This window comes from Chryseobacterium sp. 27AL (assembly GCF_057815395.1).
The window spans coordinates 34,951-61,294 of record NZ_JBYRIW010000009.1 but is presented as its reverse complement, the minus strand read 5'-3'; the positions used below and the strand labels follow the sequence as shown (position 1 = coordinate 61,294).

Sequence of the window (26,344 nt, the reverse complement as noted above, 5' to 3'; positions counted from 1 at the left end):
TATATCGCATAATGTGCTATCATAAAATTGCCAGAATATAAATTAAACTCTGTCTCATAACCTTTAAATTCGTAACTTCACATCTTTAAAAATTATTCAAAAAATGACTTCAAAGGAAAAAATAGCTGCACTTCGCGAAGAAATGCAGAACAATAATGTTGATGCATTTATCGTATATTCTGCCGATCCGCATATGAGCGAATATTTACCTGAAGAATGGCAGGAAAGAGCCTGGCTTTCGGGATTTTTGGGTTCCGCAGGTTTTGTTGTGGTAACTAAAGATAAAGCAGGACTCTGGACAGACGGAAGGTATTTTACACAAGCTGCGATTGAATTGGAAGGATCGGGAATTGATCTCTTTAAAGAGGGAATGGAAGGAACACCAAATTATATCGACTGGATTATCTCTGAAATTCCGGCAGAAGGAAGAGTAGCTGTAAATGCTTTGGCAACTTCTCACGCCAACTGGGAGCTTCTGACAGAAAGATTAAATGCTAAAAATATATCGTTAATAGATTTTCCACTTTTGGATAATGTATGGAAAGACAGGGGAACGCCTTCTAAAAATCCGATTTTTGTTCATCCAATAGAGAGAGCGGGTAAATCTGTTGCAGAAAAAATAGCGGCCATCCGCCAGAAAATGGAATCTATGGAAGCGACGGTTCATGTTATTTCAAGTCTTGACGATGTTGCCTGGACGCTCAACCTCAGGGGAAGTGATGTGCAGAGTAATCCTGTATTTTTAGGATATATCGTGATTACGAAAAATGATGCAAAGCTTTTTACAGATCTTGAAAAACTTGAAGTTGAAGCCAGAAAACAATTGGATGAAGCTTGGGTAAAAATGATGCCTTACGAGGAATTCTACAATTGCATTAAGGAATTTAAAAATGAAAAAGTTTTGGTTTCCCCAAACAGCAATCAGTCTATTTTTGAAGCTTTGAAATCTGAAAACCACATGATTAAAGCTCCGGTTCCTGGTAATTTAATGAAAGCCCAGAAAAATGAGACAGAACTGGAAGGATTCAGAAAAGTAATGGTAAGAGATGGTGTTGCTATGGTGAAATTCCTGTATTGGCTGACTCATAACGCCGGAAAGGAGCCTATGACCGAATATTCTATTGGAGAAAAGCTAAGAGGTTTCCGTGCTGAAGGAGAAAATTTTGTAGGAGAAAGCTTTGGAAGTATTGTCGGATATAAAGATAATGGAGCCATCATGCACTATTCAGCAAAAAGCGAAGGCAGTAAGGAGGTAACTAATGATGCGAGCATTCTGGTGGATTCGGGAGGTCAGTATCTTGAAGGAACTACCGATATAACAAGAACTTTTGCATTAGGAACTGTTTCTGATGAGTTTAAAAGAAACTCTACGTTGGTTTTGCAGGGAATGATCCGACTTTCTATGGTTAAATTTCCAAAAGGAACAAGAGGCGTGCAGCTGGATGCGATTGCCAGGCTTCCGCTATGGATGGAAGGCAAAGATTTTAACCACGGAACCGGTCATGGAGTTGGTAGTTTTATGAATGTCCACGAAGGTCCCCAGAATATCAGAAAGGATATGAATCCTCAGGAACTTCTGCCAGGAATGGTATGTTCCAACGAACCGGGATATTATGTTGAAGGCCAGTATGGAATTCGTCATGAAAATCTTATTGCAGTACGTGAGTCTGAAACAACTGATTCGGGAACTTTCTACGATTTTGAAACATTGACATTCTGTCCGTTCTTTAAAGATACGATTGTTAAGGAAATCCTTTCTGAAGAAGAGATCGCATGGCTGAATAACTATCATAAAACCTGCGAAGAAAAAATAGGACCTCATCTGGAAGGTGACGTAAAAGAATGGTTTACGCAATTGGTAAGTCCGCTTTAATCTTATTTGAAATTTTTATCATATAGTTAAAAAAAATCATCTTCAATGGTGATCATATAACTCGGCCCGGCAGGAACTGCCGGGCCGAGTTATTTCTTATGCAACCGTAATTTCACGGTAATTATTTTAGGGATTATCCTGAAGAGACACCGAATGAATGATTTTATCTTTGTCACAACAAAACATCATTTCATATCTTCATATAACTTAGTAAATTCAAAGCGGTAATCACTTCAGTTTCTGAGGTGATTTTTTGTTTGTGATCATCATTTAAAGGCTGGCTCGTTAAATTTTGTTCTGATTCAAGTAACACTGTTCCATCATAGCCCGGATTGCAGCATTGTCTGAGCTCATTTCTTTTCACAGTCGCGGCGGCGAAGCCGTCGCGACTGTGAAAAGAAATAGCGAGTGCGGAAAGCCGGAAAAAGCTCCTAAAAAATTTAATGTAATGTTTAGTTTTAGGGTTTGAGAATTTTAGAGTTGATGGATTTGGATTGTTGTTTATTTGAGTTTTGCTAATGACTGCAATAGATAAAGGGTATTTTTGTTTGTGGTGAAAAAACGTAAATTTGCATCATGAATAATGATACCATTTGTGCGCTGGCTACGGCCAATGGAGTGGGAGCTTTGGGGATCATCCGAGTTTCCGGAAATGATGCTTTACCTGTTGTTCAGAAAAGTTTTCCTGCTAAAAATCTGACAAAACAGAAGTCTCATACAATCCATTACGGGTATTTTATGGATGGAGAAGAATCGATTGATGAGGTAATGTTGTCTATTTTTCTGGCTCCTAAAAGTTTTACGACTGAAAATTCGGTGGAAATTGCTTTTCACGGATCTCCGCACATTGGAAAACGTATTCTGGAAACGCTGATCAAAAACGGGGCGAGAATGGCAAAAGCGGGAGAATTTACCCTTCGTGCCTTCATCAATGGGAGAATTGATCTTTCCCAAGCTGAAGCGATTGCTGATGTGATTGCTTCAGAAAATGAGGCGTCCCGAAAAGTTGCGATCAGTCAACTGAAAGGTGGAATCACCAATGAAATTTCCCTGTTGAGAACTGATCTTCTGAATTTTGTATCTTTAATCGAACTTGAACTTGATTTTGCGGAAGAAGATGTTGAATTTGCAGACAGAACTGCGCTTACCCAATTACTCAAAAAAATCGAGATAAAGCTGAATTCACTCATCGAAAGCTTCCAATACGGAAATGCTATTAAAAACGGAACAGCTGTGGCAATTATCGGAAAACCTAATGCGGGTAAATCGACGTTATTGAATGCTTTGTTAAAGGAAGAGAGAGCGATTGTAAGCAATATTGCAGGAACAACGAGAGATACCATTGAAGAAGTTTTGCATATTAAGGGACATGCTTTCCGGTTGATTGATACGGCGGGACTACGGGAAACTGTTGACGAAATTGAGGCCATTGGTGTTAAAAAAGCCAAAGAAAAAGTGAAAAATGCCAATATTCTTGTGTATTTGACCGATGCCGGAACTGAGGATTTTTCCGAGGATATTGAAATGATCAAGTCTTTGTTAAGAGACGACCTGAAGCTGATCATCTGCGCTACAAAAATTGATGAGGTCATTCCTACTCAATATGAAAAAGTGGAAGATATTTTCAGAAACGAAATTTCCCATGAATTTGATTTTATAAAAATTTCAGCGGTTGAAAACCAAAATATTCAGGATTTAAAGAATGAATTGTCTTCTTATGTTGAGCAACTAAAGGCAGCGGAAAACAATGTTGTTATTACCAATCAGCGTCATTTTGAAGCGTTACAAAAATCCCTGAATGCTGTTCATAAAGTAAATGAGGCCATATCATTTCAGATTTCTACCGAACTTCTGGCTTATGAATTGAGAAATGCTCTGGAGCATCTTGGAGAAATATCCGGCGAGGTGACAAATGATGAAGTATTGGGTAATATATTTTCGAAATTTTGTATCGGAAAGTAAAGTTATAGTTAGCCCAGAATAACCACAGAATAATGTGTCATTTTTTCCATTATAAATGACAAAATTTCATATTTATAATATGGCATAGTGCTTGTGATTAACATGTTACGATCATTGAATATATTGTTTAACCTTTAAAAACTCGTTAGTTATGTCAATCGTTAAAAGAAACAATGGCAGTTTGCTCCCTGCAAATCCACGTACGCTGTTCGATGACTTTTTTAGCCGCGAACTTTTTAATTGGGGCAATAACAATTTTTCATCAACACTTACTACGCTTCCTTCGGTAAATATTAAAGAGAATGCCGAAAGTTTTGAAGTGGAAGTAGCTGCTCCGGGAATGGAGAAACAGGATTTCGAAATCACCCTTGAAGGCAACATGCTTACAATTTCGTCTTCCCGAAAAAATCATAAAGAGGAGAAAGAAGAAAGCTATGTCCGAAGAGAATTTAGTTACCAGTCGTTTCGCAGAAGTATTGAGCTTGCTGAAAATGTAGTAGATGAAGAGCATATTGAAGCAAAATATGAAAACGGCGTTTTGAAACTGACCATCCCAAAATCGGAAAAAGCCAAAAAGCAGGCACCCCGGATCATTGAGATTCAGTAATCAATTATTTTAGTTTATATATTGGTTTTCCTTACAGGAAAGCCAATTTTTTCATGCCAGTTTTACCTTATTCTTAAACATACTAAAGTTATGAATGAATTACTTTGGTCGGTATGCATTTTATGTCTTACGACTTTAGGAATGATGTTTATACTGAAGAGATTTAATCAGCCTTATCTAATAGCGTATATTGTAGTTGGAATTGTCCTTGGACCACATATTTCCGGTGTCTTTACAGATCCTGAACAAGCAGAGACAATAGGCGAGATCGGAATTCTGCTTCTGATGTTTTTCTTAGGTATGGAAATTAATGTTCCAGATCATAATAGCATGCTTGTAAAACCTGTTGTAGCACAGATTATTAAAATCATCCTAAGTGTTGGCTGTGCATTTTTGATAGGGTATTTTGCAGAATTTTCTTTGAAAAGTATCACACTTATTGCTGTTTTATTTGTTTTCAATAGTACTGCTGTTGTGAGTGAGTTCTTAAGCAAACATCACAAACTGAAGACCACTTTCGGATTAACCGTACTTAATATGTTAATATTTCAGGATTTGCTCCTTGCTCCTGTGCTTACTTTATTGAAAGCATGGGAAACAAATGATTTTCATTTCATCAGAATTCTTTTTCCAGTCATTTTGTGCGTTATTATTTTTCTAATCTTGAAAAGAATTAGAAATATTCAGGAAATCAAGTTGCCTAAACTCTTCGCATCTGTTGAAACAGATCATGATCTTCAGGTTTTTTCAGGGTTATTCATATGCCTAATTTCCGGTTTAGTATCTGAAATGGCTGGAATGAGCAGTGCGCTTGGGAGTTTCATGGCCGGCGTTATTGTAGGGAGAGTAAAAACTTTCGGCTGGCTGGAACATTCGTTAATCCCCTTTAAAGTATTTTTTGTTACATTATTCTTTGTTTCTATTGGGCTAAGGCTTGATATTCCCTATCTTTTTGCAAATATCAGTATTATTTTTCTGGGAACTTTTTTTGTTCTTATCAGCAATAGTATTATGTCTGCAGTAACCTTTCGCCTATTGAAATTTGACTGGAAGGAAAGCTGGTACGGAGGCGCCTTACTTTCACAAACAGGAGAATTTGGGATTTTAGCCCTGTCTGTGGCTTATAAATCAGGTATTATAGAATATAGCCTTTATAAATCTGGGCTCGGCATTACTTGTCTTTCACTTTTACTTTCTACAATTTGGATAGCTGTTCTTAATAGCTTGATAAATAAGACATCAACAAAAAAACATTTTTAAAAACAATTCTTTTTAAGCCGCTTATGGTTACGGATACATTGAGAAGCCTTTTTAGAACAGCGGGTATATTAACTATCAACCAAAATTATTCCCGGTAAAATATAAAAAAGTGAATGGATATTTTACGTTCTATACTGTTTGTGTACATCGCTGAAACTCTGACTGTACTGATAAACTATTTGACGGTAAAGAACCTGTTCTGTAAGGCTATATTAAATCTATTCTATTTCAACAAATTATAAGTAAGATGTAATTTTCAGCAAGAGAATTCTTTTTTCCATTTACTTATTGTTTTTCTGCATAAATTGAATTGCTTTGATACCTCAACATTAGTGAGTTTGTTTTTTTTCTGATAATCAAGAATTTTAATAATAGAATCGTAGTCATAACTTTTGTGTTTTCTGTTGATGATCTCTGATTCTTTTGTTTTTCCAAAAACAATCTCATTCAGATATAAAACATCCATTGTTGAAATTTCCCTCTTATTTAATAATGATGCACATTGCTCATATTTTTCCGGACATTTTTTGCTGATGATGTCCTCGTAGATTTTTTTGTAATCAGGTAATGATCTTTCCATAATGTTTTTTTATACTGATATCTGCAACAACTCCTTCTTTAAAAAAAATGACCAGAGTTGTCTTTCTAAAATAAAATGTTATGGCTAGCTCATAAAACCAGATATCAGACGGATAATAGTTGTATTCAAGACCAAGTTCTAAGGAAACTTCCTTTTTGGTTTTGCCAAAAAGAAATTGATATTGAAGTTTTAATTTTTTATTCGTCACGATGGCTGATCATTTTTTATTGCTCCGGCCTCTGTTTGTGTTCTATGATTAGTCTTATTTTCAAAAATTATCTGCTTTCAAAATTTAGTTTTGAGTTGCGGAACGAAGTGTTCTGGAATTGATCTTTACCGTTCCGCATTATGCATTTCTCATATGTTAAAACTTATAAAACCGTTAGAAATGCATCTCAAAACTTTCTTAAAGAAACATTCTTCACTCTATATGGGTTATCTTTAAGTTATTTTTTTTCATCAATGTGCCATTGTATGATGAGTTTGTGTTTTCCTTTTTGGTTTCAGAATTGCAGAGGTGATTCTCTGCAAACTCTGAACCTTAATAATCATTATGTGTTTTTAGAATCTTGCAACTTTAGGTTTTCTTCAATATCTATATTTGAATTCTGGTCATTTTTTAATTTTTTGCCCGTATATTTATTTTTTTTAGACTTCGTATTACTTTGATGCGATTTTTCAGAAACTTGCGTTAAAGAGGCTGTGAAAATCAAAACATTTGTTCTTAAATTATAGAGAGTTTTCATACATCCTTATCCTATTTGTGGTTAACTATTTCTGATGTTTCAGTTCAAGGCAATTGTTATCCGTATCACAGATGACCTTTAAGGATTCCACTTTCTTAACAGGTCATCGCAGATCCGGAACACGAAGTTTAATTTTTTCTTATCATCTGTTTTTTTTAGGTGTCTTCAATTTTAATTTTATTTTTTTATGAAGCATTATAATTTTAAGGTGTTTTATTACCTGCATAATGCCATAAAAAATGTACTTTTGATATAGGATTTACAGTAATTATTCTGTTTATTTATCTGTAATATCTACAAGCACAAAGTTATTTTTATGAAAAGATAAAATATGTAATACTATTTTAATATTTAATAAGTATTTGTTCTACTCTATGTAGTATTAGTATTACAATTAATGGTTGTTGTATTTTATTTTTTTGTAGTACAGTATGAAATATCTTTGGGCACTTTTTTTTATCCTCCTACTCATCCGGCTCTCTGCACAACAGAGCAGCTACTATGAAAAATGGTATAATGCTGATTATAGTAAACTTCCTCAGAATACAATAAAATCAATTGTAAAGGATAAATACGGATTTTTATGGCTCTCGACAGAAGATGGGATAGTGCGTTTTGACGGAAGCCATTTTCTGGTACACGATGTAGGTATTTTTTCTGTTGAAAACAGAACGTTAATGATAGACGGATCGGCAGATGACGACTGGCTATTCACCTTTTACAATTCAGGAAAATTACCTTCTTTGATTACTAACAGAAGGTATTCGGTAATAGATAAAACAGAGTCTGATACCTTTAAAGAGCTGATACCACACGGTAGCGAAAATCTCTGGAAACTGACACGAGAGAAATCCGAGGATATAAAGAAAAAAAGATTTTATTACTACATTTCGAAATATGAGTTTTATTATATAGACAATTACAGGCTGTTTTATCATAAGAACGGTAAGAGTCATTATATCAGAGATGTAAGCAGGTACTCTTTTTTTCGTTTTTTTCTTTTGGGAAACCAGCTTTTTTATTTGAAGGATAGTTCGGTCATACAGAAAATAGAAAAAACAGGAGAAATAAAAGAATACGCTACGGGAATCCAGGAAGCCAAAGATTTTGACTATTTTATTAATAATGCCAATAAACAGCTGTTGCTGAAAAATAATAATGAAATTTATTTTGTTGAATATGGTAATAATGGGTTAGCATCTAAGTTAATCTACAGCAGTAAGGCAATGCAGAATCTTGGTATTACTTGCATGTATTATGATGATTCTATCAGAACGCTTATTTTGGGTACTTTCTCTAAAGGGTTTTTACTTGTAAGGGAGCAATTTATTGATGCTTTTAATACGCCGCAAAAGAATGTTTTCCATGCTCTTGATAACTATGGCGACGGAAAGGTGGTAACGAGTGACGGAGATGTTTTTGGTCCGGATGGTTATATTGAGACGCTTCCTTTTCCAAATAAAGATCAATATGGTATTGTTTCTTTGGGGCATAATGATTTTCTTCTCAAAAGAGAGCATGATATCGTATTGTGGTCTGATAATAAAGCTCAAATAGTAAAATCATTTGGAAAAGAATCTTCAGTTTGGTCTATCAATAAAATTAACGTTAATGAAATATGGCTTTCAATGATGTTTAAAGAGAAAAACTGGATAGGTTGTTTTACTATTAAAAACCATAAAATTGTAAAAGAGGTATATTATATTACTAAATTTGGAGTAAAAGGAATTGCCAGAATTAATAGTGAAGAACTACTACTCGCTGCAAATGAAGGGCTTTATATTTTTAATGAGAAGAAAAAAATATACAGAACACTTATTGCGAATATAAGTTTCAGAAGCATCAATACTAACGGAGATCGCCTTTTCTGGATACAAAGTTATGGGAAAGGACTTTACCTCTACAAAGATGGGAGACTTTATAAACCACAGCAGAAAAAATCTATTTTATCATCGGTGCACAGTGTGATTGATGATGGCAAGGGGCATTATTGGCTGTCATCAAATAAAGGTCTTTTCCAGGTAGAAAAACGAAGTTTTATAAATAGCTATTTACATAGCAATACAGATTTCTATATTCAGAAATACAATACGAAAGATGGTATTCTTACTTCTGAGTTTAACGGGGGCGCAAATATTAATGGCGTTTTTAATAACGGTTTTGTTGTATTCCCGTCCATGAATGGTATGATCTATATTAATACAAAAAAGGCATTTCCGGTTTTACCTTCTGAAAATTGTTATATTGACAGAGTTGCCATTAACGAAAAAGAGAAGTTGACCTCCGGTATTTTAAATTTAAAAAGAAACTTTGGTTATATAAAGATTTTTGTAGATTATGTAAATTTTGGAAACCAGCATAATAATTATGTTGACTATAAAATCGATGATAACAGCTGGCAGGCATTACCTGATGATAGAATCATAAGCATTAACGCTCTTACCTTCGGAGAGCACCTCATTCAGGTCAGGAAGCTGAAAAACTTTTCATCCGATTACAATTATAAAACCTTACAGATCTATGTGCAGCCGGCGTTTTGGGAAACAGCTGTTTTTAAATTATTGATCGTTATTTTGGTACTGTTGATTTTTTATTCATTTTATAGGATTAGGTTAAAACAAATAGCAAAAGAGTCTGTTATTCTTAATACTAAAATTGATGAACGTACCGCTGAGCTTAAAGATACCATAAATTCATTGTCTAAAACACGGGAAGAGCTCTATGCACAACTTTCCAGGCAAAAAAAGCTTGTGGCTGCGATAAGTCATGATATCAAAAGCCCGCTTAATTTTATTAATATTAGCACAGGAATTCTGTTGGATACTATTGATGACGAAGCCTATGAAAAGAAAGTGATAGACTCGATTAATCAATCTTCCGCTCAAATTCTTGAGTTCATAGATTCTATGATCAGATATAACAAGATTTTCATTTATGACAATTATAAGACCAGGGAAAATATTATGCTCAGAGATTTTATCAGTCAGAGGATTATATTGTTCAGGAACGGAGCAGAATTTAAATGCATTCAGATACAAAATAATATCGGTTTAAATGATATAATATTCAGTAATCCTGACGTCTTAAGCATTGTGATCCACAATATTTTAGATAATGCTGTAAAATATACCAATCATGGGTTCATCTATATATATGGAATAACAGATGAGCGTCAATTCCATTTGGTGATCGAAGATACGGGAGTCGGGATGTCTGAAGAAGAGCTTTCTAAATTAAAAGAAAACGAATCTTTTTCAGATTCAAAATTGGGAATGAGAATTATCAGTGAACTGCTTCCTATGATAGACGTGCCCTACGAAATTGAGAGCAAAAAAGGAGCCGGTACAAAATTTATTTTGACTTTTACTCTTTAATTCAAACTGAAAAAATTTAAAAGAGCAGGAATATTATTAATACCGAGTTTTTCAAAAATTCGGGTTTTATAAGTGCTCACAGTGGATTTATGAATATAAAGCTTGGATGCGATTTCGTTGTTTGATAAGCCTGAAACCAGAAGTCTGGCAATTTCAAGTTCCCGTATTGACAACATTTCGATAGGAGTAACGCTACTTTTTCGGATCATACTATCCAGCAGCCTTTCTTTAAGGTCATCACTTAAATATTTGCCTGCTTCGAAAAACCTATTGAAAGCTCTTATGATTTCATCCTGCTCACAAAGCTTACTTAAAAAACCATTGGCGCCGGCTTTTATAAATTTAAAGGCATAAATGCTTTCTTCCAGAGCAGAAAATATCAGCACTTTTATACTGTCATTATATTCTATAGAAAGGTTTTCAACAAAGTTTAAGCTATTACCCTCAGGAAAATTAATATCGAGTATGATAAAATTTATTTTTTCTTTTTTTATGATTGCTTTTCCTTCATTTAATGTTGAGGCTTCAAATATATTTACATTTGGAAAATGCTTTTTAACAAGTAAATAAACTCCTTGTCTTACAATGCTGTGATCATCTATGACTAATACGTTTTTTTTATTGGTTTCCATTTATATAGTTTTCATCATGTTTTATATAATTCAAATATATTAATATTTTTTAGAAAATAAGTGTGTTGAATTTCCGTATTTTCCTTCTGATACATGATTTTTTCACATAATGGATAAACTCAAAAATTAGAATTGCTGTTTGAAAGTTAAAGAATCTGAACACTTTCCTTAATGCTGTTCATTACAAAGATGCTTTTTGTCTGCCCGATTCCTTCAATTTCAGATAATTTATTCACAAAAAATTCATGAAATTCATCCATATTCGGAGCAAGAATTTTTAGCATAAAATCAAAATCACCACTGATATTGTAAAATTCAGTTACTTCCTTCAGTTTTGTAACTTCTTCGATGAATTTTCCGGCTGTTTTTTTATTGTGGACATTTAATGCAATCATGCAAATTACCATCATTCCTTTATTCACCTTTTTACGATCCACGACAGTCGTATATTCCTTAATGATTCCCTGCCTTTCCATTCTTTTGATACGCTCGTGCGTAGGAGTGGAGCTCAGGTTGATTCTGTTTGCAATATCACGTACACTCAATTTGGCATCTTTTTGTAAAATTCTCAAGATGGCAAGATCTTTTTCATCCGGAGCATAATTTTCGGTAGTCATATGTTCTGTTTTATTTGATTTAATATTTAACAAAAGAATATTTGTTCTTATTTTAAAGTGAAATTATTAATAATGTTCCAAATTTAATATATAATTTTTATATGCGTTCTGTGAATGTTAATTTTGCGGAATAAATGACCTATATGGATAGAAAAAATATCATACTGATCCTGGCGTCCGTTGGAACTTTTGTAGAAGCTCTGGATATTGCCATTGTAAATCTCACCATTCCATCTATCCAGAAGCAATTTGGCATCGGTACCGAAACCGTACAGTGGCTTCAGACTTTGTATGTGCTCTTTTTTGGAGGATTTTTGATTATCGGAGGAAAGCTTTCTGATCAGATTGGGCGCACGAAAATTTTTCTTTTAGGTTCATTTATTTTTATGCTGACTTCCTTAGGAGCGGGATTATCCTCCGGTTTTGAATCTCTTGCAATATTCCGGGCATTACAGGGCTTGGGCGCAGCTTTCATTATGCCTTCTGCGATGTCGATTGTTACCAATACTTTTACAGGAGATCAGGAGAGAAACCGTGCCGTTGGGATTTTCAGTTCATTTGCAGCCATCGGTTCCGGGAGCGGTCTGTCGTTGGGAGGAATTATCAGTACTTATCTGAGCTGGCACTGGGTTTTCCTCATTAATGTTCCGGTTCTTGCAGTGGCATTGATTTTCGCTTATTATTATCTGCCTAAAGATGAGATTTCAGAAAAATCATACAAAACAGACTTTTTATCAGGTGTTTTGCTGGTATTGGGATTGCTGAGCCTTACTTACGGAACACATGAATTAATTCACATTAAGGAAAATCCGTTAATGATCGTATCTTCTCTGTTCATCGCTATTTTATTATTAATGATTCTGTTTTATCGGTTAAAATCGGTTTCTCAGCCTTTGATTGACTTATCATTAATGAAATACAGATCGTTAAAAGTTTCCGGTTTGAGCTTTTTAGCATTAGGAGCATTTTTTATAGGATTTTTATTTCTAATATCCCTGATGCTGCAGAAAGATATGGATTACAGCGCGGCAGAAGCGGGATTATTACTGGTACCCTTCAGCATAATGTCGGCATTAGTTGCAAAACTTATTCTGCCTCATATTTCAAAGAGATTGAATTCTGCTCAGATGGCAGTTTTCGGATGGCTTTTTATGTTGAGCGGATCTCTGTTGCTTTTGATTGCGTTATATATCGGTCATCCTTTAGTATTCGTTTTAATGGGTGCTGCCTGTATTTCAGGAATAGGAATGACGTTCTGTTTTACGGCACTTTCGGTGCTTGGAATTGAGGAGATCAGCTCTTCAGATTATGGAGTTGCCGCCAGCGTAGGTTCCACGAGCTATTTTTTAGGGGCCGGCATTGGATTATCTTTTATGACGTTGATGAGTCAGTTTTTTCCTTCAGAATGGGCAGTTGGAAATTTAAGTCTGATTATTCTGCTGGGATATTCACTGTTTGCACTGAGCACATTGTTTTATTTTATCATAAAAAATGTAAAGGTGAGTAAAGCTAAAATGACCGCTGAATCATACTAAAAAAGATTAGTTTAAAAACAAATTAATGGAGCCAATATGAAAGTATCGGTTCTTTTTTTATTTTAGCCATATGAAATTGCAGATTATTAGTGATCTACATCAGGAGTTTGGAATGACAGACTTGTCTTTTGACAAGGCTGATGTTGTTGTGTTGGCGGGTGATGTGAATCTTGGAACTAAAGGGATTGAATGGATTAAAACTAAAATTCAAAATAAACCGGTGATTTATGTTTTGGGAAATCATGAATATTATAAAGGTTCATATCCTAAAACATTAAATAAAATTAAAGAAGCGGCTAAAAATTCTAATGTATTTGTACTGGAAGATTCCAGCGTAGATATTGAAGGTATAAGGTTCCATGGAAGTACATTGTGGACTGACTTCTCAATATTCGGCAATCCTCGATATTATGGATTTCTGTGTCAGAATGGAATGAGTGATTATAAGCAGATCAGGCGCGATCCTTCATATTCAAAAATGCGATCGATCGACATCTTTAAAATCCATCAGATTTCCAGAGTATGGCTTGAGGACAGCTTGGAATGCTCTAAAAATTTTAAAAATATTGTCGTTACACATCATGCTCCCAGTATTAAATCTGTACCGGAGCATTTCAAAAAAGATCCGCTGACATCGGCATATGCTTCAGATCTTGAAGATCTTATTCGCCAATATCAGCCTTTATGCTGGATTCATGGACATATACATACTCCTTCCAGATATAAAATTGGAGAAACGGAAATTATCTGTAATCCACATGGATATATTAGCGAGAAGTACAACGGATATGAAAAGGAATTAATTATTGAAATCAATTAAAAATACTATTTGATACTATCATTTGATACTATAACATTTTGAGACCACCTTATATTGTAACAGAAAAGATATTAAAGTTTATTGCTTCTATTTCAGCATTACGCACCTTATCAAATTTATCAGAGATATTTCTTTATTCATATTAAATCATTGTACATTTTAATTAAGTAATTTAATTATATTAATAAAAATACCCGAATAAAATCCGGGCATTCACGTTTTAGAAATATAAATAAGTAAAACTACTTGAGTGTAAATCTCACCTTTGTTTTTATAGCATCAGAAGAGTTTCCGATAAGTGCTTCGAAATCTCCGGGTTCAGCTACCCAGTCGTGTTTATTAGCATCAAAAAAGCTTAAGGCGGCTTTATCAATCGTAAAAGTCACTTCTTTTTCTTCTCCCGGATTCAGAAATACTTTTTCAAAACCTTTCAACTCTTTTGTAGGTCGCTGAACAGAGGATTTCAGATCGCTGATATATAATTGTGCCACTTCGGCTCCAGCTCTTTTACCGGTATTTTTTACAGTAACGGTAAAGGTGATTTTGTCATCCTGTGTTATCGTCTTTTTATCCGCTTTTGCTTTCCCGAATTCAAAAGTTGTGTAGCTCAAACCATGTCCAAAGCTGAATAAAGGCTTGATCTTTTTAGTGTCATGCCAACGGTAACCCACCAGAATACCTTCATTATATTTGATATTGATAGGATTTTTCTGATCTTTTCCTTTTCCGGCTGCCAATTCCTCTTTATTCCCCGGATATTCACCCATCTGGTGAGCAGCGTTATCTTCAAGTTTTACAGGGAAAGTGAACGGTAATTTTCCGGAAGGGTTGGCATCACCGGCCAAAACTGCAGCTAAGGAATTCCCGGCTTCAGAACCGAGATACCAGGCCTGAACGATGGTAGGAACTTCATTCACCCATGGCATTGCAACAGCGTTTCCTGAAACGAGTACTACGGCCAGATTTTTATTAGCTTTTGCCAGTGCCGAAATTACATTATCCTGATTATATGGTAGTCCATAGCTTTTTCTGTCATTGCCTTCACTATCCTGAAAATCAGCTTTATTTAGTCCGCCCACGAAAATTACATAATCTGAAGACTTTGCCAAGGCTACAGCTTCATTTAAAAGAGCTTCAGGAGAACGATCCTCCTTCAGATTTTGTCCTGATTTCACGCCGTTGTATTCGCCGCCTATATCTCCCACGTAGCCTCTTGCATACTGTACATCAGCCTGTTTTCCAAATCTTGCTTTGATCCCGTCCAGGGGAAGGGTTTCGTATTTAACCTTTAAAGAAGAGGAGCCTCCCCCTACTGTCATAATTTTGATGGCGTTTTCACCGATAACAGCAATTTTTTTAGCTTTATTAATATCAATCGGAAGTACATTTCCCTTATTTTTTAGCAGGACAATTCCTTCTTCACCTATTTCTTTAGCGACTGCTTTGTGTTCTTCAGAAGCAATGTTTCCGAAAGGCTTATTTCTGTTCATTGTCGTCTTGTATGCGAGACGTAGAAGTCGTGTAACTTTATCATCAAGTTCCTTGGTTCCAACTTTTCCTTCTTTAATTAATTTTAAATAAGGCTGTGCAAGGTAATAACTGTCATATGCATTGGAATGTCCTTCTGATAAGCCGTTTGTCCAGCTCCCGAATTCAAGATCAAGTCCATTGTGAATGGCTTGTTCGGTATTATTGACAGCGCCCCAGTCTGATAATACAACACCTTTGTAGTTCCATTCTTTTTTAAGAATATCATTAAGAAGATATTGGTTCTGGCTGGCATACTGTCCTTTGTACATATCGTATGCGCCCATAATCGTCCATGAATCTCCTTCTGTCACAGCTGCTTTGAATGGCGGAAGATAGATTTCATATAATGTTCTGTCATCAATGATCACATTACTCGTATGGCGAAACATTTCCTGATTATTTAAAGCGTAATGTTTTACGGAAGTCGCCACGCCATTTGATTGAACTCCTTTGATATAAGGCACTACCATTTTTGATGTTAAAAAAGGATCTTCCCCCATATATTCAAAGTTTCTTCCGTTTAGGGGAGTTCTGTAAATATTGACTCCGGGTCCCAGAAGAATATCTTTTTTTCTGTAACGGGCTTCCTCACCAAGCGCTTTACCATAATTCCATGACATATTTTTGTTCCACGTTGCAGAAAGTGCCGTAAGCGCAGGGTAGGCGATGATAGAGTCATTGGTCCAGCCGGCCTGGTCCCATTCGTCCCACTTTACTTCAGAGCGAACACCATGAGGGCCGTCAGTGGTCCAGAATTCAGGAATTCCCAATCTTGGTACACCAGGAGAACTGAATTTCGACTGTGCATGAAGCATGGCAATTTTTTCCTCAAGTGTCATTTTGGAAAGAGCATCCTGAATACGCTGTTCAACAGGTTTTGATTCGTCTAAATAAACGGGAATTGCTTTGGTATTTTGAGCCATATACGAAGCGGAAATTATAGTAAATAAACTTACAATGGCGGTTTTCTTTAACATAAGAAGCCTTTTTTTTGATTGAAAACAAAAATAGGAAATTATTTTATTATCTCAAATTGAGAAAATATAATTTTAATAAAAATGGTTATTTCTGACCATTTTTGAAATAAAAAGACACCATTTCAAAATTGAAATGATGCCTAAAACATACACATAAATAACCGTAAATAACAGAATTTTTTAAACTAATATCACATTATATTTTCAGTTCCATCCTTTGATAGCGCCCCCTTTAAATATTTCTTCAGCTTTTTTCGCCACCTCATCAGACTCATACGCTTTCACGAATTTTTTCACCTTTTCAGAATTTTTATTATCTTCTCTTGAAACAATGACGTTTACATATGGTGAGTTTTTGTCTTCTTTTAAAATTCCCTGTTTTTCGGTGTCAAGTCCGGCCTGTGCAGCAAAATTATTATTGATGATCGCCAGTACTACTTCTTTGTCATCAAGTACTCTGGGCAGTTGCGGAGCCTCGATTTCAAGAATCTTCAACTGTTTCGGATTGTCAACAATATCGGTAACTTTGGGTAATAGGCCAATGCCGTCTTTTAGTTTAAGCAAACCGTTTTTCTGCAGCAGCAATAATGAGCGGCCACCGTTCGTCGGATCATTAGGAATTACGATGGTGCTGCCGTTCCGTAGTTCACCAATATTTTTTATTTTTTTGGAATAAGCCACAATAGGATAGACGAAAGTGTTTCCTACAACTGCCAGTTTGTATCCCCGCTGTTTTGACTGTTCATTAAGATAAGGAACATGCTGAAACGCATTAACATCAATATCTCCGTTGTGTAGCGCTTCATTGGGAACGACATAGTCATTAAAGGCGACAAGTTCCACTTCAAGGTTGTATTTTTCTTTTGCCACTTTTTTAGCGGTTTCTGCAATTTCCTGTTCTGGTCCTGAAGTGATACCCACCTTGATGTAATTCGGATCCTCTTTTTTTCCGGAATTGCAGGATGATAATATTATTCCTACAACCAATAAGCCAAAAATCTTTAATTTTTTCATTGTTAATTTTCTAATTTAATGGTAAAAAAGCGAAAATCACGGAACGTTTTAATCTCAGGGTATTCCGGAAATTCGCCCTTTACCACAGGTGACAAAGAATAACAAAGCCACCACACTATTTCACATTCACATTATATTAATATCATTATTTCACTTGTAAATTCAACGGTGATCAAATCTTTTAGCCAGCCGGTCACCAGAAAACTGAATGATAAACACAATTCCCACAAGTAAAGCCAGAACGAGATTCATAATGACCGCATCATAGCCAATATAGCCGTACTGATAGCCGATCTGGCCCAGTCCGCCTGCTCCTACGGCGCCTCCCATGGCTGAATAGCCCACCAATGTGATCAAGGTGATCGTTGCATTATTTATCAAAGAGGGAAGTGCTTCGGGAAGCAAAATTTTCCGAATGATCTGCATCGGATTTGCTCCTAATGCCCTGGCTGTTTCTATGAGTCCTTGAGGAACTTCAAGCAGACTGTTCTCAACAAGTCTCGCAATAAAAGGTGCAGCCCCAATACTGAGCGGAACCAAAGCGGCATTCACACCGATAGATGTTCCCACCAGACTTCTCGTAAAAGGAATCATCCAGACAATCAGAATAATAAAAGGAATAGAACGGAAGATATTAACCAGTACAGATAAAAATCTATGATAGAACGCATTTTCCAGAAGCTGTCCTTTTCTTGTCAAAAATAAAAGAATCCCGACCGGAAGACCTAAAACAAATCCGAAAAAACCGGATGCAAATGTCATAAAAACCGTTTCCCAGACTCCTTTTGACAAAAGAGAAATTACTGTATCACTAAGCATAACCTCTTACTCTGTTTTGAATTTTATTCTGGTTGAAATAATAAATGGCCTGCTGATTTTCCTCCTGTTCGCCTTGAAGCTGCAAAAGAAGTTTGCCAAAGTTGGCTTCTCCAAGATACTCTACATCTGCTTTCAACAGCTTGTAAGGAATTTTATATTTATCATATACAATGGATAGCAGCTCTTCAACAGAGATCTCTTCATTTACTTCCACTTCTACAAGGGGAAACAATCCTTCCTGTGGTTCTTTCTGTAGTTTTTTATTCAGTTCTTGCGGTATATTCATAGCTCCTGAGTTTAAAAATTGTTTGATAATCGGGTGATTTTTTTGTGAGATAATTTCATGTAAAGTTCCTTTTGTAATGAGTTTGCCGTTGTCGATAACAGCAACGTGGTTGCATACTGTGCGGATCACTTCCATCTCATGCGTTATCAGCAGTATTGTAATGCCGAGCCTCTGGTTGATATCTCTCAACAGCTGCAAAATCGACAGTGTCGTAGCCGGATCCAGTGCACTTGTTGCCTCATCACAAAGGAGAAGATAAGGATCATTGGCAAGCGCTCTTGCAATCGCCACTCTTTGTTTTTGTCCTCCCGAAAGACTTTTCGGATAATCATCGGCTTTATCTTCCAAGCCAACAATTTTGAGAAGCTCGCTGACTTTTTTATTAATCGCTATTTTATTCACACCATCAAGTTCCAGAGGAAGAGCGATATTTTCAGAAACGGTTCTTGAAGAAAGAAGGTTAAAATGTTGAAAGATCATTCCTATTTTTTTCCGTTCTTTAGCCAATTCCCTGGATTTTAATTGGGTAAAATCTTTTCCGTTAATTATTATTTCTCCCTCATCAGGTCTTTCAAGCAGATTTACCGTTCGGATCAGTGTACTTTTTCCTGCTCCCGAAAAGCCAATAATTCCTACGATATCACCTTTTTCGACGTTCAGACTGATCTGATCCAATGCTTTAAAGGACTGTTTTTTCTGGTGAAAGGTTTTTGAAATATTTTTAATCTCTATCATTTTTAAGATTCTTCATTAAATAAAAAAAGGCTTTACAACGTGGTAAAGCCTTTAAAATATGTCATATAAAAGTAAGGTCAGTCACCACAATGCTCTATTTCAGGCATACAGCAATACATCATCATATGATTGATGGTATGCTGATTGATGAAAATATTTTTCAAACCTGTATTCATTGTTTTTTTATATTCTGCTTACGGTTGCAAATATAATATATTAATTTTCATTAGTCCACTAAAAAAGTAGACTTTTTATGAAATAATTTTAAATTTGTTTTTAATAGGCTGATTTTTAGATTTTTATTTTTTAACTAAATGAAAAGTTTTCTTAACCCATTTATGAAATTTTAAAATTTACTTTCAAAAACATCATTTATTAAACTAGTTAAATGTGCAGGATTTTATAACAGGCTACATTTGTCATATAAAATTAAACAACATGAATAATAGAATTTTAGGTCTGCACCATATCACAGCGATTGCAGACGACGCAAAAAGAAACTTAGATTTTTATACCCGTGTTTTAGGAGTAAGACTGGTAAAGAAAACCGTAAACTTTGATGATCCCGGAACGTATCACTTTTATTTTGGAAACGAAGAAGGAACACCGGGTACTATTCTGACATTCTTTCCATGGGAAGGAATAGGGAAGGGGACCAATGGGACAGGATTGGCAACACATATCGGTTACTCAGTTCCGAAAGGAAGCCTTGATTTCTGGAAAAGCAGACTACAGCAATTTAATGTAAACGTAGAAGAAAGTGAAATATTCGGTGAAAAGCTGATTTCATTTAAAGATCCGGACGGTCTACAACTTCAGTTTATCGAATCTTCTACAGACGACAGAAAAGTATGGACAACAGATGACATTAAAGAAGAAAATGCATTGAAAGGTTTTCATAATGTAACACTTACATTGAAAAAGGCAGAACCTACGATTAAAGTTTTGACAGATATTTTCGGTTATGAATTAAATAAACAGGAAGGTGAAAGATATCGTTTTGCTACAGATGCCGTAGAAACAGCAAATATTGTCGACATTATTGAAAATGATAAACTATTAGCAGGAAGAAACGCTGCAGGAACCAACCACCACGTCGCTTTCAGAGTAAAGGATGATAATATTTTAATGGAATTCCGTGAAAAAGTTCTTTCAGCAGGTCTGAATATTACGCCTAAAATTGACAGGGATTACTTCTATTCGCTCTATTTCCGTGAACCGGGTGGCGTTTTATTTGAAATTGCAACAGACAATCCGGGATTCACAGTAGATGAGCCGTTAAATGAACTGGGAACAAGCTTAAAACTTCCAAAACAGCACGAAGGATTACGCGAGAAAATAGAAGAAGTGCTGCCGAAGTTATCATAGATCATGACTGATCTTTGGCAAACCAAGTATCTTAGCAATAAGCAATAAGCAATAAGCAATAAGCAATAAGCAATAAGCAATTAACTATCAACCAACAACAATAAAAAATTATGGAAACAACGAAAGTAATTTTAGGAAACGTAAGAGGAGAAATACAACTTTTTTCAGACGACAACAAAGCAGGAAAAATGGATATATCGGTAATGGGAAACAAACTAACCGTTTATCACACTGAAGTTAGCGAAGAATACGCAGGAAAAGGATTTGCCAAAATATTATTGGACAAGCTGGTTTCTTACGCCAGAGAAAATGATCTTAAAATTGTTCCGTTGTGTCCATACGTTCATGCCCAGTTCAAAAGAAATCCGGAATTGTACAACGATGTCTGGTTTAAAGAAGAAAACTAAAAATTTTAATTAGCCTCAACCTCAACCTTAACCTTAACCTTAACCTTAACCCCATGGCACTCATCACAGGACTTCATCACGTTACAGCCATTACCGGCGACGCACAGGAAAATATAGACTTTTATACCGGAGTATTAGGACTTCGGCTGGTAAAAAGAACCGTAAATTTTGATTATTCCGATGTTTATCATTTTTATTTTGGAGACGAATTCGGAACTCCCGGAACCATTATGACGACTTTTCCGTACGGAAAAGGACTGGTCAACGGAAGACACGGTAAAGGAATGCTCAATACAACTGCGTTTTCCGTATCAATGGATGCGCTGGATTATTGGATGAACCGCCTGAATCAGTTTAACATTCCTTTTAAACAGCCTCAGCAAAGATTCTCAGATGAAGTTTTTATTTACCTCGAAGATTTTGACGGACTTGGTTTGGAGCTTGTTTTTAATGATAAAGACGAACGTAAAGGATACAACAATCATTTTATCCCGAAAGATTTTGCCATTAAAGGAATTCATCATGTGGAAATCTGGTTAAATGCTTACGAAAGAACGGCGGCTCTGCTTACGACTCAGATGGATCATCAGCTTATCGCCGAAAGTTCAGACCGTTTCAGATATGCCGCTGAGGATGCACCCGGAAAATATGTAGATCTTTTCTGCACTCCGAATGCCCTTAAAGGCCTGGCCGGAAGAGGTACCGTACATCATGTTGCCTTTGCAACTCCTGATGCGCAAACCCAACTTGAAATGATCGAAAAACTGAATAAATTCGGACTGGAGCATACCGAAATAAAGGACCGGAAGTATTTCACATCCGTATATTTTAAAGAGTCTGGAGGTATTTTATTTGAAATTGCCACTTCAGGACCCGGGTTTGATGTTGATGAAGAATTGGCATCCTTGGGGGAACATTTAAATCTTCCTCAACAGTTTGAAGAGAAAAGAGAACACTTGTTGGAAGTTCTCCCGAAATTTAATTATCCAACAGAAAAATACAGATAAATCATGGCCCATATTTTAGATATAAAAACAGCAGGAAAACCATTGAATGAAGCAGAAAAAGCTTTAATCATGATTCACGGAAGAGGTGGAAGCGCGCAGGATATTCTGAGTTTATCACAATATTTAAATGTAAAAGACTACGCATTGCTTGCGCCTCAGGCAACCAAAGGGAGCTGGTATCCTTTTTCCTTTATCGCTCCGGTTGAACAAAACGAACCCTGGCTTTCTTCAGCAGTGGAAACCATTGGTAAAACCGTGGAAAAAGCTTTAGCTGAAGGAATTAAACCTGAAAATATTTACTTCTTCGGATTCTCACAGGGCGCCTGTCTTACGCTTGAGTTTTTGGCAAGAAATGCACAGAGATTCGGGGGTGCTGCAGCTATTATTGGTGGCGTAATAGGTGAAAAGATTAACCGTGAAAATTATCATGGAGATTTTGCACAAACTCCTGTTTTCCTGGGAACCAGCAATCCCGATTTTCATGTTCCGGTAGAAAGAGTGTATGCCACGGCAAATATTTTCAGGGAAATGAATGCCGATGTGACCGAAAAAGTATACCAAAATTTCGGACATTCTATCAATCAGGAAGAAATTGAACTGGCAAATTCATTGATCTTTGTATAAATAGAAGATTATTTTAATGATTTGCTTTAAATAGAAAATATCATGAAAATCACAAGAATATTTAGTGATGAAAAAGGGGAATCTCATTTTGAAGATCTTGAAATTCCTCTAGTTGATCAGGGAGAAATAGGATTTTTATCCGAAGATGTAGAAGTTAAAAAGTTACAGTTCAGAAAAGTTTCCGCAGATTATGATTACGATTTTCATCATGCTCCACAAAAACAGTACATCATACTTTTGGATGGAGGTGTGGAGATAGAAACATCCCTGGGTGAAATCCGTCAGTTCCAGACCGGTGAAATTCTTCTGGTCGAAGACATAACAGGAAAAGGGCATAAAACCAAAAACCTGGAAAAAAGAGAAAGAACCTCATTATTCATACATTTGTAAGAAAAAGACAGTAAGATAATAGACGAATAGAAAATAGATGATTGATGTAAATAAGACTACAATATCTATCCTCTATTTTATCTCTTGTTTAAGTGTATCGAATCTTCGATTTCAAGACAAAAGAAAAATATAAAATAAAAACCATGCACGAACAACTACTTCTTATACTAGGCCTCCTCCTCATCGTCATGATGCTTGTCATGCTGGCACAGCGCATCAAAATAGCCTATCCCATATTTCTGGTGTTGGCCGGATTGGGGATCAGTCTTATTCCGGGAGTTCCTGTTTTAAAATTAGATCCGGATATCATATTCCTTATTTTTCTTCCGCCACTTTTATATGAAGCAGCCTGGTACACCTCATGGAATGACTTCTGGAAGTGGAAAAGAACGATTGGACTATTAGCGTTCGGACTGGTTTTTCTTACATCACTCGTCGTAGCATTTGCTTCACAGGCTTTAATTCCGGGCTTTACATTGGCTATGGGCTTTTTATTAGGTGGTATCGTTTCACCACCTGATGCTGTCGCTGCCACTACTGTTTTAAAAGGATTGAAAGTTCCTAAACGTACCGTAGCGATATTGGAAGGAGAAAGTCTGATCAACGATGCTTCATCACTTATTGTTTTCAGGTTTGCCCTGGCGGCGGTCATGACCGGCGTATTCTCTATGCAAGAGGCGACCGGACAGTTTTTTCTCGTTGCTGGAATGGGTGTCGTCATTGGAATTGCAGGAGCCCATGTTTTTTATGCTATCCACCGGTTTCTGCCGACAACGCCGGCGATCGATGCGGCGCTTACTGTGATTACACCTTATATTTTATTCCTTTCTGCAGAACATTTTCATTATTCCGGAGTGATGGCTGTCGTGAGTGGCGGTCTATTTATGTCATTCCGTGCACATGAAATATTTAAAACAGGAACCACGAGAGTCAATATGATCGGCGTGTGGAACACCCTGATTTTTGTGATGAATGCATTGGTATTTGTACTCATTGGTCTCGAACTTCCTGACATCATCGGCGGATTGGGAGAAACTTCTTTAATGGAAGGAATAAAATATGGTCTCATCATCAGCGCGATTGTCATCGTTGTAAGAATGCTCTGGATTTATCCCGTAGCACATATTCCGAGATGGCTCAGCAAAAATATCCGTAAAGATCCCACTCCGGGCTGGAAAAATCCCTTAATCATAGGCTGGGCAGGAATGAGAGGAGTTGTTTCCCTGGCAACGGCACTGTCTATTCCCGTTATGATGAATGAACAGTCGGAATTTCCGATGCGAAACCTCATCATTTTTATAACCTTTGTCGTTATATTTGTAACGCTCGTCTTTCAGGGACTCACCCTTCCTTTAATTATTAAGCTTATTAAAATCGGAGAGATCGACCCTATTCAGCCCTCACATGAACAGCAGGCCGGAATTCAGATAAGACTTGATAAGCTTGCACTCAACACACTGCACGAAAAATATCAGTTGAATATCAATACCAACAGCCTTGTAGAGAACTTTAAAAATACCATTGAAAATGATATCAAGCTTCATAGAAATCATTTGAACTCTATTGAAATGTGTACCAACAGGCAGAATGACCTTAATGAATATCATCAGATCATGCTGGATATTTTCGCCTTACAGCGGAAAGAGCTCTTTAAAATGAAAAGAGAAAAACAATTCAGTGATGATGAGATCCGAAAAGCAGAATCACAATTGGATTTGAATGAATTAAAAATCACGGGAAGTAAGCATTTGTAGAGTAAATCGATGGTTAAGGCTAAGGTTGAGGTTGAAAGGATTCGAAAAAATTAATTCAAAAATCTCTTCCAGCTCTTATAAGTGAAACGGCTTTGTGAAACTTGAAGCAATTAGCAGTAAAAAATCTTAGTGAACTTCGTACTCAAAGCAAACCATTAAGGCCATTTAAGGAGTTTAAGAAAAAGACAAGATTGCAGGCAAGCAAATAAAACCTTCGTGGTCTCTTTTAAGTGAAACGGCTTTGTGAACCTTAAAACAGTAAATATTTAAAAAAAACTTAGTGCCCTTAGTGTTCAAACCAACATAAAATAAACAATCAAAAATGAATACCTTAAACTTCTTAGTCATCGGTAAAAATCAGGAGATTCTCGATACCCTGAAAAGAGTCATTGAAAACAATGAAGGCTGGAAAGCAGACATTCAGAACGATGAAAAAGCCAGCTATGATGACATCCGGAATAAGCAATTTGATATCGTTCTCCTGAGCTCCGGTCTGGAAGAGCAATTCGAGAAAGACATTAAAGTATTTTGTGAAAATCTTGATAAAAATATAAAGATCATTGACCATTATGGCGGAGGAAGTGGATTATTAAAGAACGAAGTTTACTCACTTTTTCCTAATTTGCAGCCTTAAACTGCAAACTATGTCTGAAAACATCATCGGAAATGTAACACGATTTATTAAGCTCGACTCCAAAGAAGAACAATTTTTCACGGATCTGCTTACCCTTCAGATATTTCCCAAAAAGACCGTTCTGTTACGTGAAGGAGAGATATGCCAGTTTGAAGGATATATCCAGAAAGGTTGTGTAAGAGTCTACTATCTTGATGATAACGGTTTTGAAGTCACCATCCTGTTTGCTATTGAAGACTGGTGGATTAGTGATATTGCGTCTTTTCAGGATCAGAAACCCTCCAATTTATATATTGAAACACTGGAAGATTCGGAGATCTATATGCTGAATCCGGCAACCAAAGAAAAATTATTAACCGAAATTCCCAAATTTGAAAGAGTTTTCAGAATGCTTGTCCAGCGAAACCTTTCCACACTTCAGCACCGGCTCGTGAATACCATTTCAAAAAGTGCATCAGACCGCTATCTCGAATTCATTAAAGTATATCCGTCCATCCCGCAGAGAGTAGCGCAGTACTATATTGCATCTTATCTCGGTGTCTCCAAAGAATTTGTAAGCACCATCAGAAAACGCCTCGCCACGAAAGAAAAATAACCGTCCTCTATACTTAAAAACCGACATAGGAAACTGAAGCGTTAAGAAAATCCCACTGTTTGAGTGCGATACAAATATTGAATCGAAGAACGAATTCCCGATTCGCACGAGTTTTGGGATTTTTAGAGAATAAAACTATTTTTTAGCCTTCAGATTCCAGGTCTTGAACTTTTGTTTCTATTGTTTGACTACGTCGAA

24 protein-coding genes are annotated in these 26,344 nt (G+C 36.2%); 15 read left to right on the top strand and 9 right to left on the bottom strand.

Annotated elements, in window-relative coordinates; genetic code table 11:
* Positions 1–103: 103 nt before the first annotated feature.
* The 4 genes from AC3WV0_RS13175 (at position 104) to AC3WV0_RS13160 (ending at position 5,702) form a co-directional block, all read left to right on the top strand.
* Entirely contained in the window at positions 104–1,873 is a 1,770-nt protein-coding gene (locus tag AC3WV0_RS13175) for an aminopeptidase P family protein (protein WP_488846570.1), read from the top strand.
* 576 nt (positions 1,874–2,449) lie between these two features.
* Positions 2,450–3,835: a tRNA uridine-5-carboxymethylaminomethyl(34) synthesis GTPase MnmE gene (gene mnmE, locus AC3WV0_RS13170; RefSeq protein WP_488846569.1), complete on the top strand. Its 1,386-nt coding sequence runs from the start codon at positions 2,450–2,452 to the stop codon at positions 3,833–3,835.
* Between the two features lie 151 nt (positions 3,836–3,986).
* Positions 3,987–4,442 (top strand): Hsp20/alpha crystallin family protein, encoded by a 456-nt coding sequence (locus AC3WV0_RS13165; RefSeq protein WP_488846568.1) that lies wholly within the window; start codon positions 3,987–3,989, stop codon positions 4,440–4,442.
* A gap of 90 nt (positions 4,443–4,532) precedes the next feature.
* Entirely contained in the window at positions 4,533–5,702 is a 1,170-nt protein-coding gene (locus tag AC3WV0_RS13160; RefSeq protein WP_488846567.1) for a cation:proton antiporter domain-containing protein, read from the top strand.
* Positions 5,703–5,958: 256 nt separating this feature from the next.
* Here AC3WV0_RS13160 and AC3WV0_RS13155 read toward each other — a convergent pair whose 3' ends face one another.
* From AC3WV0_RS13155 to AC3WV0_RS13145, 3 genes are all read right to left on the bottom strand, one after another.
* Positions 5,959–6,282 carry a helix-turn-helix domain-containing protein gene (locus AC3WV0_RS13155; protein ID WP_488846566.1) on the bottom strand — a complete coding sequence of 108 codons (324 nt, stop codon included), beginning with the start codon at positions 6,280–6,282 and terminating at the stop codon, positions 5,959–5,961.
* Positions 6,263–6,490, bottom strand: a complete 228-nt coding sequence (locus AC3WV0_RS13150) for a hypothetical protein (protein WP_488846563.1) — start codon at positions 6,488–6,490, stop codon at positions 6,263–6,265. Before AC3WV0_RS13150 ends, AC3WV0_RS13155 begins: the two co-directional genes overlap by 20 nt.
* Positions 6,491–6,833: 343 nt before the next feature.
* Positions 6,834–7,028: a hypothetical protein gene (locus AC3WV0_RS13145; protein WP_488846562.1), complete on the bottom strand. Its 195-nt coding sequence runs from the start codon at positions 7,026–7,028 to the stop codon at positions 6,834–6,836.
* Between the two features lie 431 nt (positions 7,029–7,459).
* On the opposite strand from AC3WV0_RS13145, the gene AC3WV0_RS13140 reads away from it, so the two are divergent.
* A complete protein-coding gene (locus AC3WV0_RS13140; RefSeq protein ID WP_488846560.1) occupies positions 7,460–10,402 on the top strand; it encodes a sensor histidine kinase in 2,943 nt (980 codons plus the stop codon).
* On the opposite strand, the gene AC3WV0_RS13135 is transcribed toward AC3WV0_RS13140, so the two are convergent.
* On the bottom strand, positions 10,399–11,034 hold the full coding sequence (locus AC3WV0_RS13135; protein ID WP_488846559.1) for a response regulator: 636 nt from the start codon (positions 11,032–11,034) through the stop codon (positions 10,399–10,401). The genes AC3WV0_RS13140 and AC3WV0_RS13135 overlap by 4 nt on opposite strands.
* A 146-nt stretch (positions 11,035–11,180) precedes the next feature.
* Complete coding sequence (locus tag AC3WV0_RS13130; protein WP_488846558.1) at positions 11,181–11,651, bottom strand: Lrp/AsnC family transcriptional regulator; 471 nt, start codon at positions 11,649–11,651, stop codon at positions 11,181–11,183.
* Between the two features lie 143 nt (positions 11,652–11,794).
* Here AC3WV0_RS13130 and AC3WV0_RS13125 point away from each other — a divergent pair, with 143 nt between their 5' ends.
* Positions 11,795–13,186 (top strand): MFS transporter, encoded by a 1,392-nt coding sequence (locus AC3WV0_RS13125; protein ID WP_488846557.1) that lies wholly within the window; start codon positions 11,795–11,797, stop codon positions 13,184–13,186.
* 70 nt (positions 13,187–13,256) lie between these two features.
* Positions 13,257–14,006: a metallophosphoesterase gene (locus AC3WV0_RS13120; protein ID WP_488846555.1), complete on the top strand. Its 750-nt coding sequence runs from the start codon at positions 13,257–13,259 to the stop codon at positions 14,004–14,006.
* 242 nt (positions 14,007–14,248) lie between these two features.
* Here the strand turns inward: AC3WV0_RS13120 and AC3WV0_RS13115 are convergent, their stop codons facing one another.
* From AC3WV0_RS13115 to AC3WV0_RS13100, 4 genes are all read right to left on the bottom strand, one after another.
* On the bottom strand, positions 14,249–16,513 hold the full coding sequence (locus AC3WV0_RS13115) for a glycoside hydrolase family 3 C-terminal domain-containing protein (protein WP_488846554.1): 2,265 nt from the start codon (positions 16,511–16,513) through the stop codon (positions 14,249–14,251).
* 204 nt (positions 16,514–16,717) lie between these two features.
* Positions 16,718–17,527: a methionine ABC transporter substrate-binding lipoprotein MetQ gene (metQ, locus tag AC3WV0_RS13110; RefSeq protein ID WP_488846552.1), complete on the bottom strand. Its 810-nt coding sequence runs from the start codon at positions 17,525–17,527 to the stop codon at positions 16,718–16,720.
* Between the two features lie 162 nt (positions 17,528–17,689).
* Positions 17,690–18,346: a methionine ABC transporter permease MetI gene (locus AC3WV0_RS13105; protein WP_488846550.1), complete on the bottom strand. Its 657-nt coding sequence runs from the start codon at positions 18,344–18,346 to the stop codon at positions 17,690–17,692.
* A complete protein-coding gene (locus AC3WV0_RS13100; protein ID WP_488846549.1) occupies positions 18,339–19,367 on the bottom strand; it encodes a methionine ABC transporter ATP-binding protein in 1,029 nt (342 codons plus the stop codon). Before AC3WV0_RS13100 ends, AC3WV0_RS13105 begins: the two co-directional genes overlap by 8 nt.
* A gap of 438 nt (positions 19,368–19,805) precedes the next feature.
* Between AC3WV0_RS13100 and AC3WV0_RS13095 the strand changes: the two genes are divergently transcribed.
* From AC3WV0_RS13095 to AC3WV0_RS13060, 8 genes are all read left to right on the top strand, one after another.
* Positions 19,806–20,735, top strand: a complete 930-nt coding sequence (locus tag AC3WV0_RS13095) for a ring-cleaving dioxygenase (RefSeq protein ID WP_488846547.1) — start codon at positions 19,806–19,808, stop codon at positions 20,733–20,735.
* Positions 20,736–20,845: 110 nt separating this feature from the next.
* Positions 20,846–21,142: a GNAT family N-acetyltransferase gene (locus tag AC3WV0_RS13090; protein WP_090002045.1), complete on the top strand. Its 297-nt coding sequence runs from the start codon at positions 20,846–20,848 to the stop codon at positions 21,140–21,142.
* A 53-nt stretch (positions 21,143–21,195) separates the two neighbouring features.
* Positions 21,196–22,149 (top strand): VOC family protein, encoded by a 954-nt coding sequence (locus AC3WV0_RS13085; RefSeq protein WP_488846546.1) that lies wholly within the window; start codon positions 21,196–21,198, stop codon positions 22,147–22,149.
* Positions 22,150–22,152: 3 nt separating this feature from the next.
* Positions 22,153–22,773 carry an alpha/beta hydrolase gene (locus tag AC3WV0_RS13080; RefSeq protein ID WP_488846545.1) on the top strand — a complete coding sequence of 207 codons (621 nt, stop codon included), beginning with the start codon at positions 22,153–22,155 and terminating at the stop codon, positions 22,771–22,773.
* 42 nt (positions 22,774–22,815) lie between these two features.
* On the top strand, positions 22,816–23,163 hold the full coding sequence (locus AC3WV0_RS13075; protein WP_488846544.1) for a cupin domain-containing protein: 348 nt from the start codon (positions 22,816–22,818) through the stop codon (positions 23,161–23,163).
* Positions 23,164–23,306: 143 nt separating this feature from the next.
* Entirely contained in the window at positions 23,307–24,917 is a 1,611-nt protein-coding gene (locus AC3WV0_RS13070) for a Na+/H+ antiporter (protein ID WP_488846543.1), read from the top strand.
* A gap of 322 nt (positions 24,918–25,239) precedes the next feature.
* Positions 25,240–25,551, top strand: a complete 312-nt coding sequence (locus AC3WV0_RS13065) for a hypothetical protein (protein WP_488846542.1) — start codon at positions 25,240–25,242, stop codon at positions 25,549–25,551.
* Positions 25,552–25,561: 10 nt separating this feature from the next.
* Positions 25,562–26,146: a Crp/Fnr family transcriptional regulator gene (locus AC3WV0_RS13060; protein ID WP_488846541.1), complete on the top strand. Its 585-nt coding sequence runs from the start codon at positions 25,562–25,564 to the stop codon at positions 26,144–26,146.
* Positions 26,147–26,344 lie beyond the last annotated feature (198 nt).

Coding starts and splice junctions, on each gene's coding strand:
- AC3WV0_RS13160 (WP_488846567.1), top strand. CDS start 4,533: ATGAATGAATTACTTTGGTCGGTATGCATTTTATGTCTTACGACTTTA.
- AC3WV0_RS13095 (WP_488846547.1), top strand. CDS start 19,806: ATGAATAATAGAATTTTAGGTCTGCACCATATCACAGCGATTGCAGAC.
- AC3WV0_RS13070 (WP_488846543.1), top strand. CDS start 23,307: ATGCACGAACAACTACTTCTTATACTAGGCCTCCTCCTCATCGTCATG.
- AC3WV0_RS13085 (WP_488846546.1), top strand. CDS start 21,196: ATGGCACTCATCACAGGACTTCATCACGTTACAGCCATTACCGGCGAC.
- metQ (WP_488846552.1), bottom strand. CDS start 17,527: ATGAAAAAATTAAAGATTTTTGGCTTATTGGTTGTAGGAATAATATTA.
- AC3WV0_RS13120 (WP_488846555.1), top strand. CDS start 13,257: ATGAAATTGCAGATTATTAGTGATCTACATCAGGAGTTTGGAATGACA.
- AC3WV0_RS13125 (WP_488846557.1), top strand. CDS start 11,795: ATGGATAGAAAAAATATCATACTGATCCTGGCGTCCGTTGGAACTTTT.
- AC3WV0_RS13135 (WP_488846559.1), bottom strand. CDS start 11,034: ATGGAAACCAATAAAAAAAACGTATTAGTCATAGATGATCACAGCATT.
- AC3WV0_RS13130 (WP_488846558.1), bottom strand. CDS start 11,651: ATGACTACCGAAAATTATGCTCCGGATGAAAAAGATCTTGCCATCTTG.
- AC3WV0_RS13165 (WP_488846568.1), top strand. CDS start 3,987: ATGTCAATCGTTAAAAGAAACAATGGCAGTTTGCTCCCTGCAAATCCA.
- AC3WV0_RS13115 (WP_488846554.1), bottom strand. CDS start 16,513: ATGTTAAAGAAAACCGCCATTGTAAGTTTATTTACTATAATTTCCGCT.
- AC3WV0_RS13080 (WP_488846545.1), top strand. CDS start 22,153: ATGGCCCATATTTTAGATATAAAAACAGCAGGAAAACCATTGAATGAA.
- AC3WV0_RS13145 (WP_488846562.1), bottom strand. CDS start 7,028: ATGAAAACTCTCTATAATTTAAGAACAAATGTTTTGATTTTCACAGCC.
- AC3WV0_RS13065 (WP_488846542.1), top strand. CDS start 25,240: ATGAATACCTTAAACTTCTTAGTCATCGGTAAAAATCAGGAGATTCTC.
- AC3WV0_RS13090 (WP_090002045.1), top strand. CDS start 20,846: ATGGAAACAACGAAAGTAATTTTAGGAAACGTAAGAGGAGAAATACAA.
- AC3WV0_RS13075 (WP_488846544.1), top strand. CDS start 22,816: ATGAAAATCACAAGAATATTTAGTGATGAAAAAGGGGAATCTCATTTT.
- mnmE (WP_488846569.1), top strand. CDS start 2,450: ATGAATAATGATACCATTTGTGCGCTGGCTACGGCCAATGGAGTGGGA.
- AC3WV0_RS13140 (WP_488846560.1), top strand. CDS start 7,460: ATGAAATATCTTTGGGCACTTTTTTTTATCCTCCTACTCATCCGGCTC.
- AC3WV0_RS13155 (WP_488846566.1), bottom strand. CDS start 6,282: ATGGAAAGATCATTACCTGATTACAAAAAAATCTACGAGGACATCATC.
- AC3WV0_RS13100 (WP_488846549.1), bottom strand. CDS start 19,367: ATGATAGAGATTAAAAATATTTCAAAAACCTTTCACCAGAAAAAACAG.
- AC3WV0_RS13105 (WP_488846550.1), bottom strand. CDS start 18,346: ATGCTTAGTGATACAGTAATTTCTCTTTTGTCAAAAGGAGTCTGGGAA.
- AC3WV0_RS13175 (WP_488846570.1), top strand. CDS start 104: ATGACTTCAAAGGAAAAAATAGCTGCACTTCGCGAAGAAATGCAGAAC.
- AC3WV0_RS13060 (WP_488846541.1), top strand. CDS start 25,562: ATGTCTGAAAACATCATCGGAAATGTAACACGATTTATTAAGCTCGAC.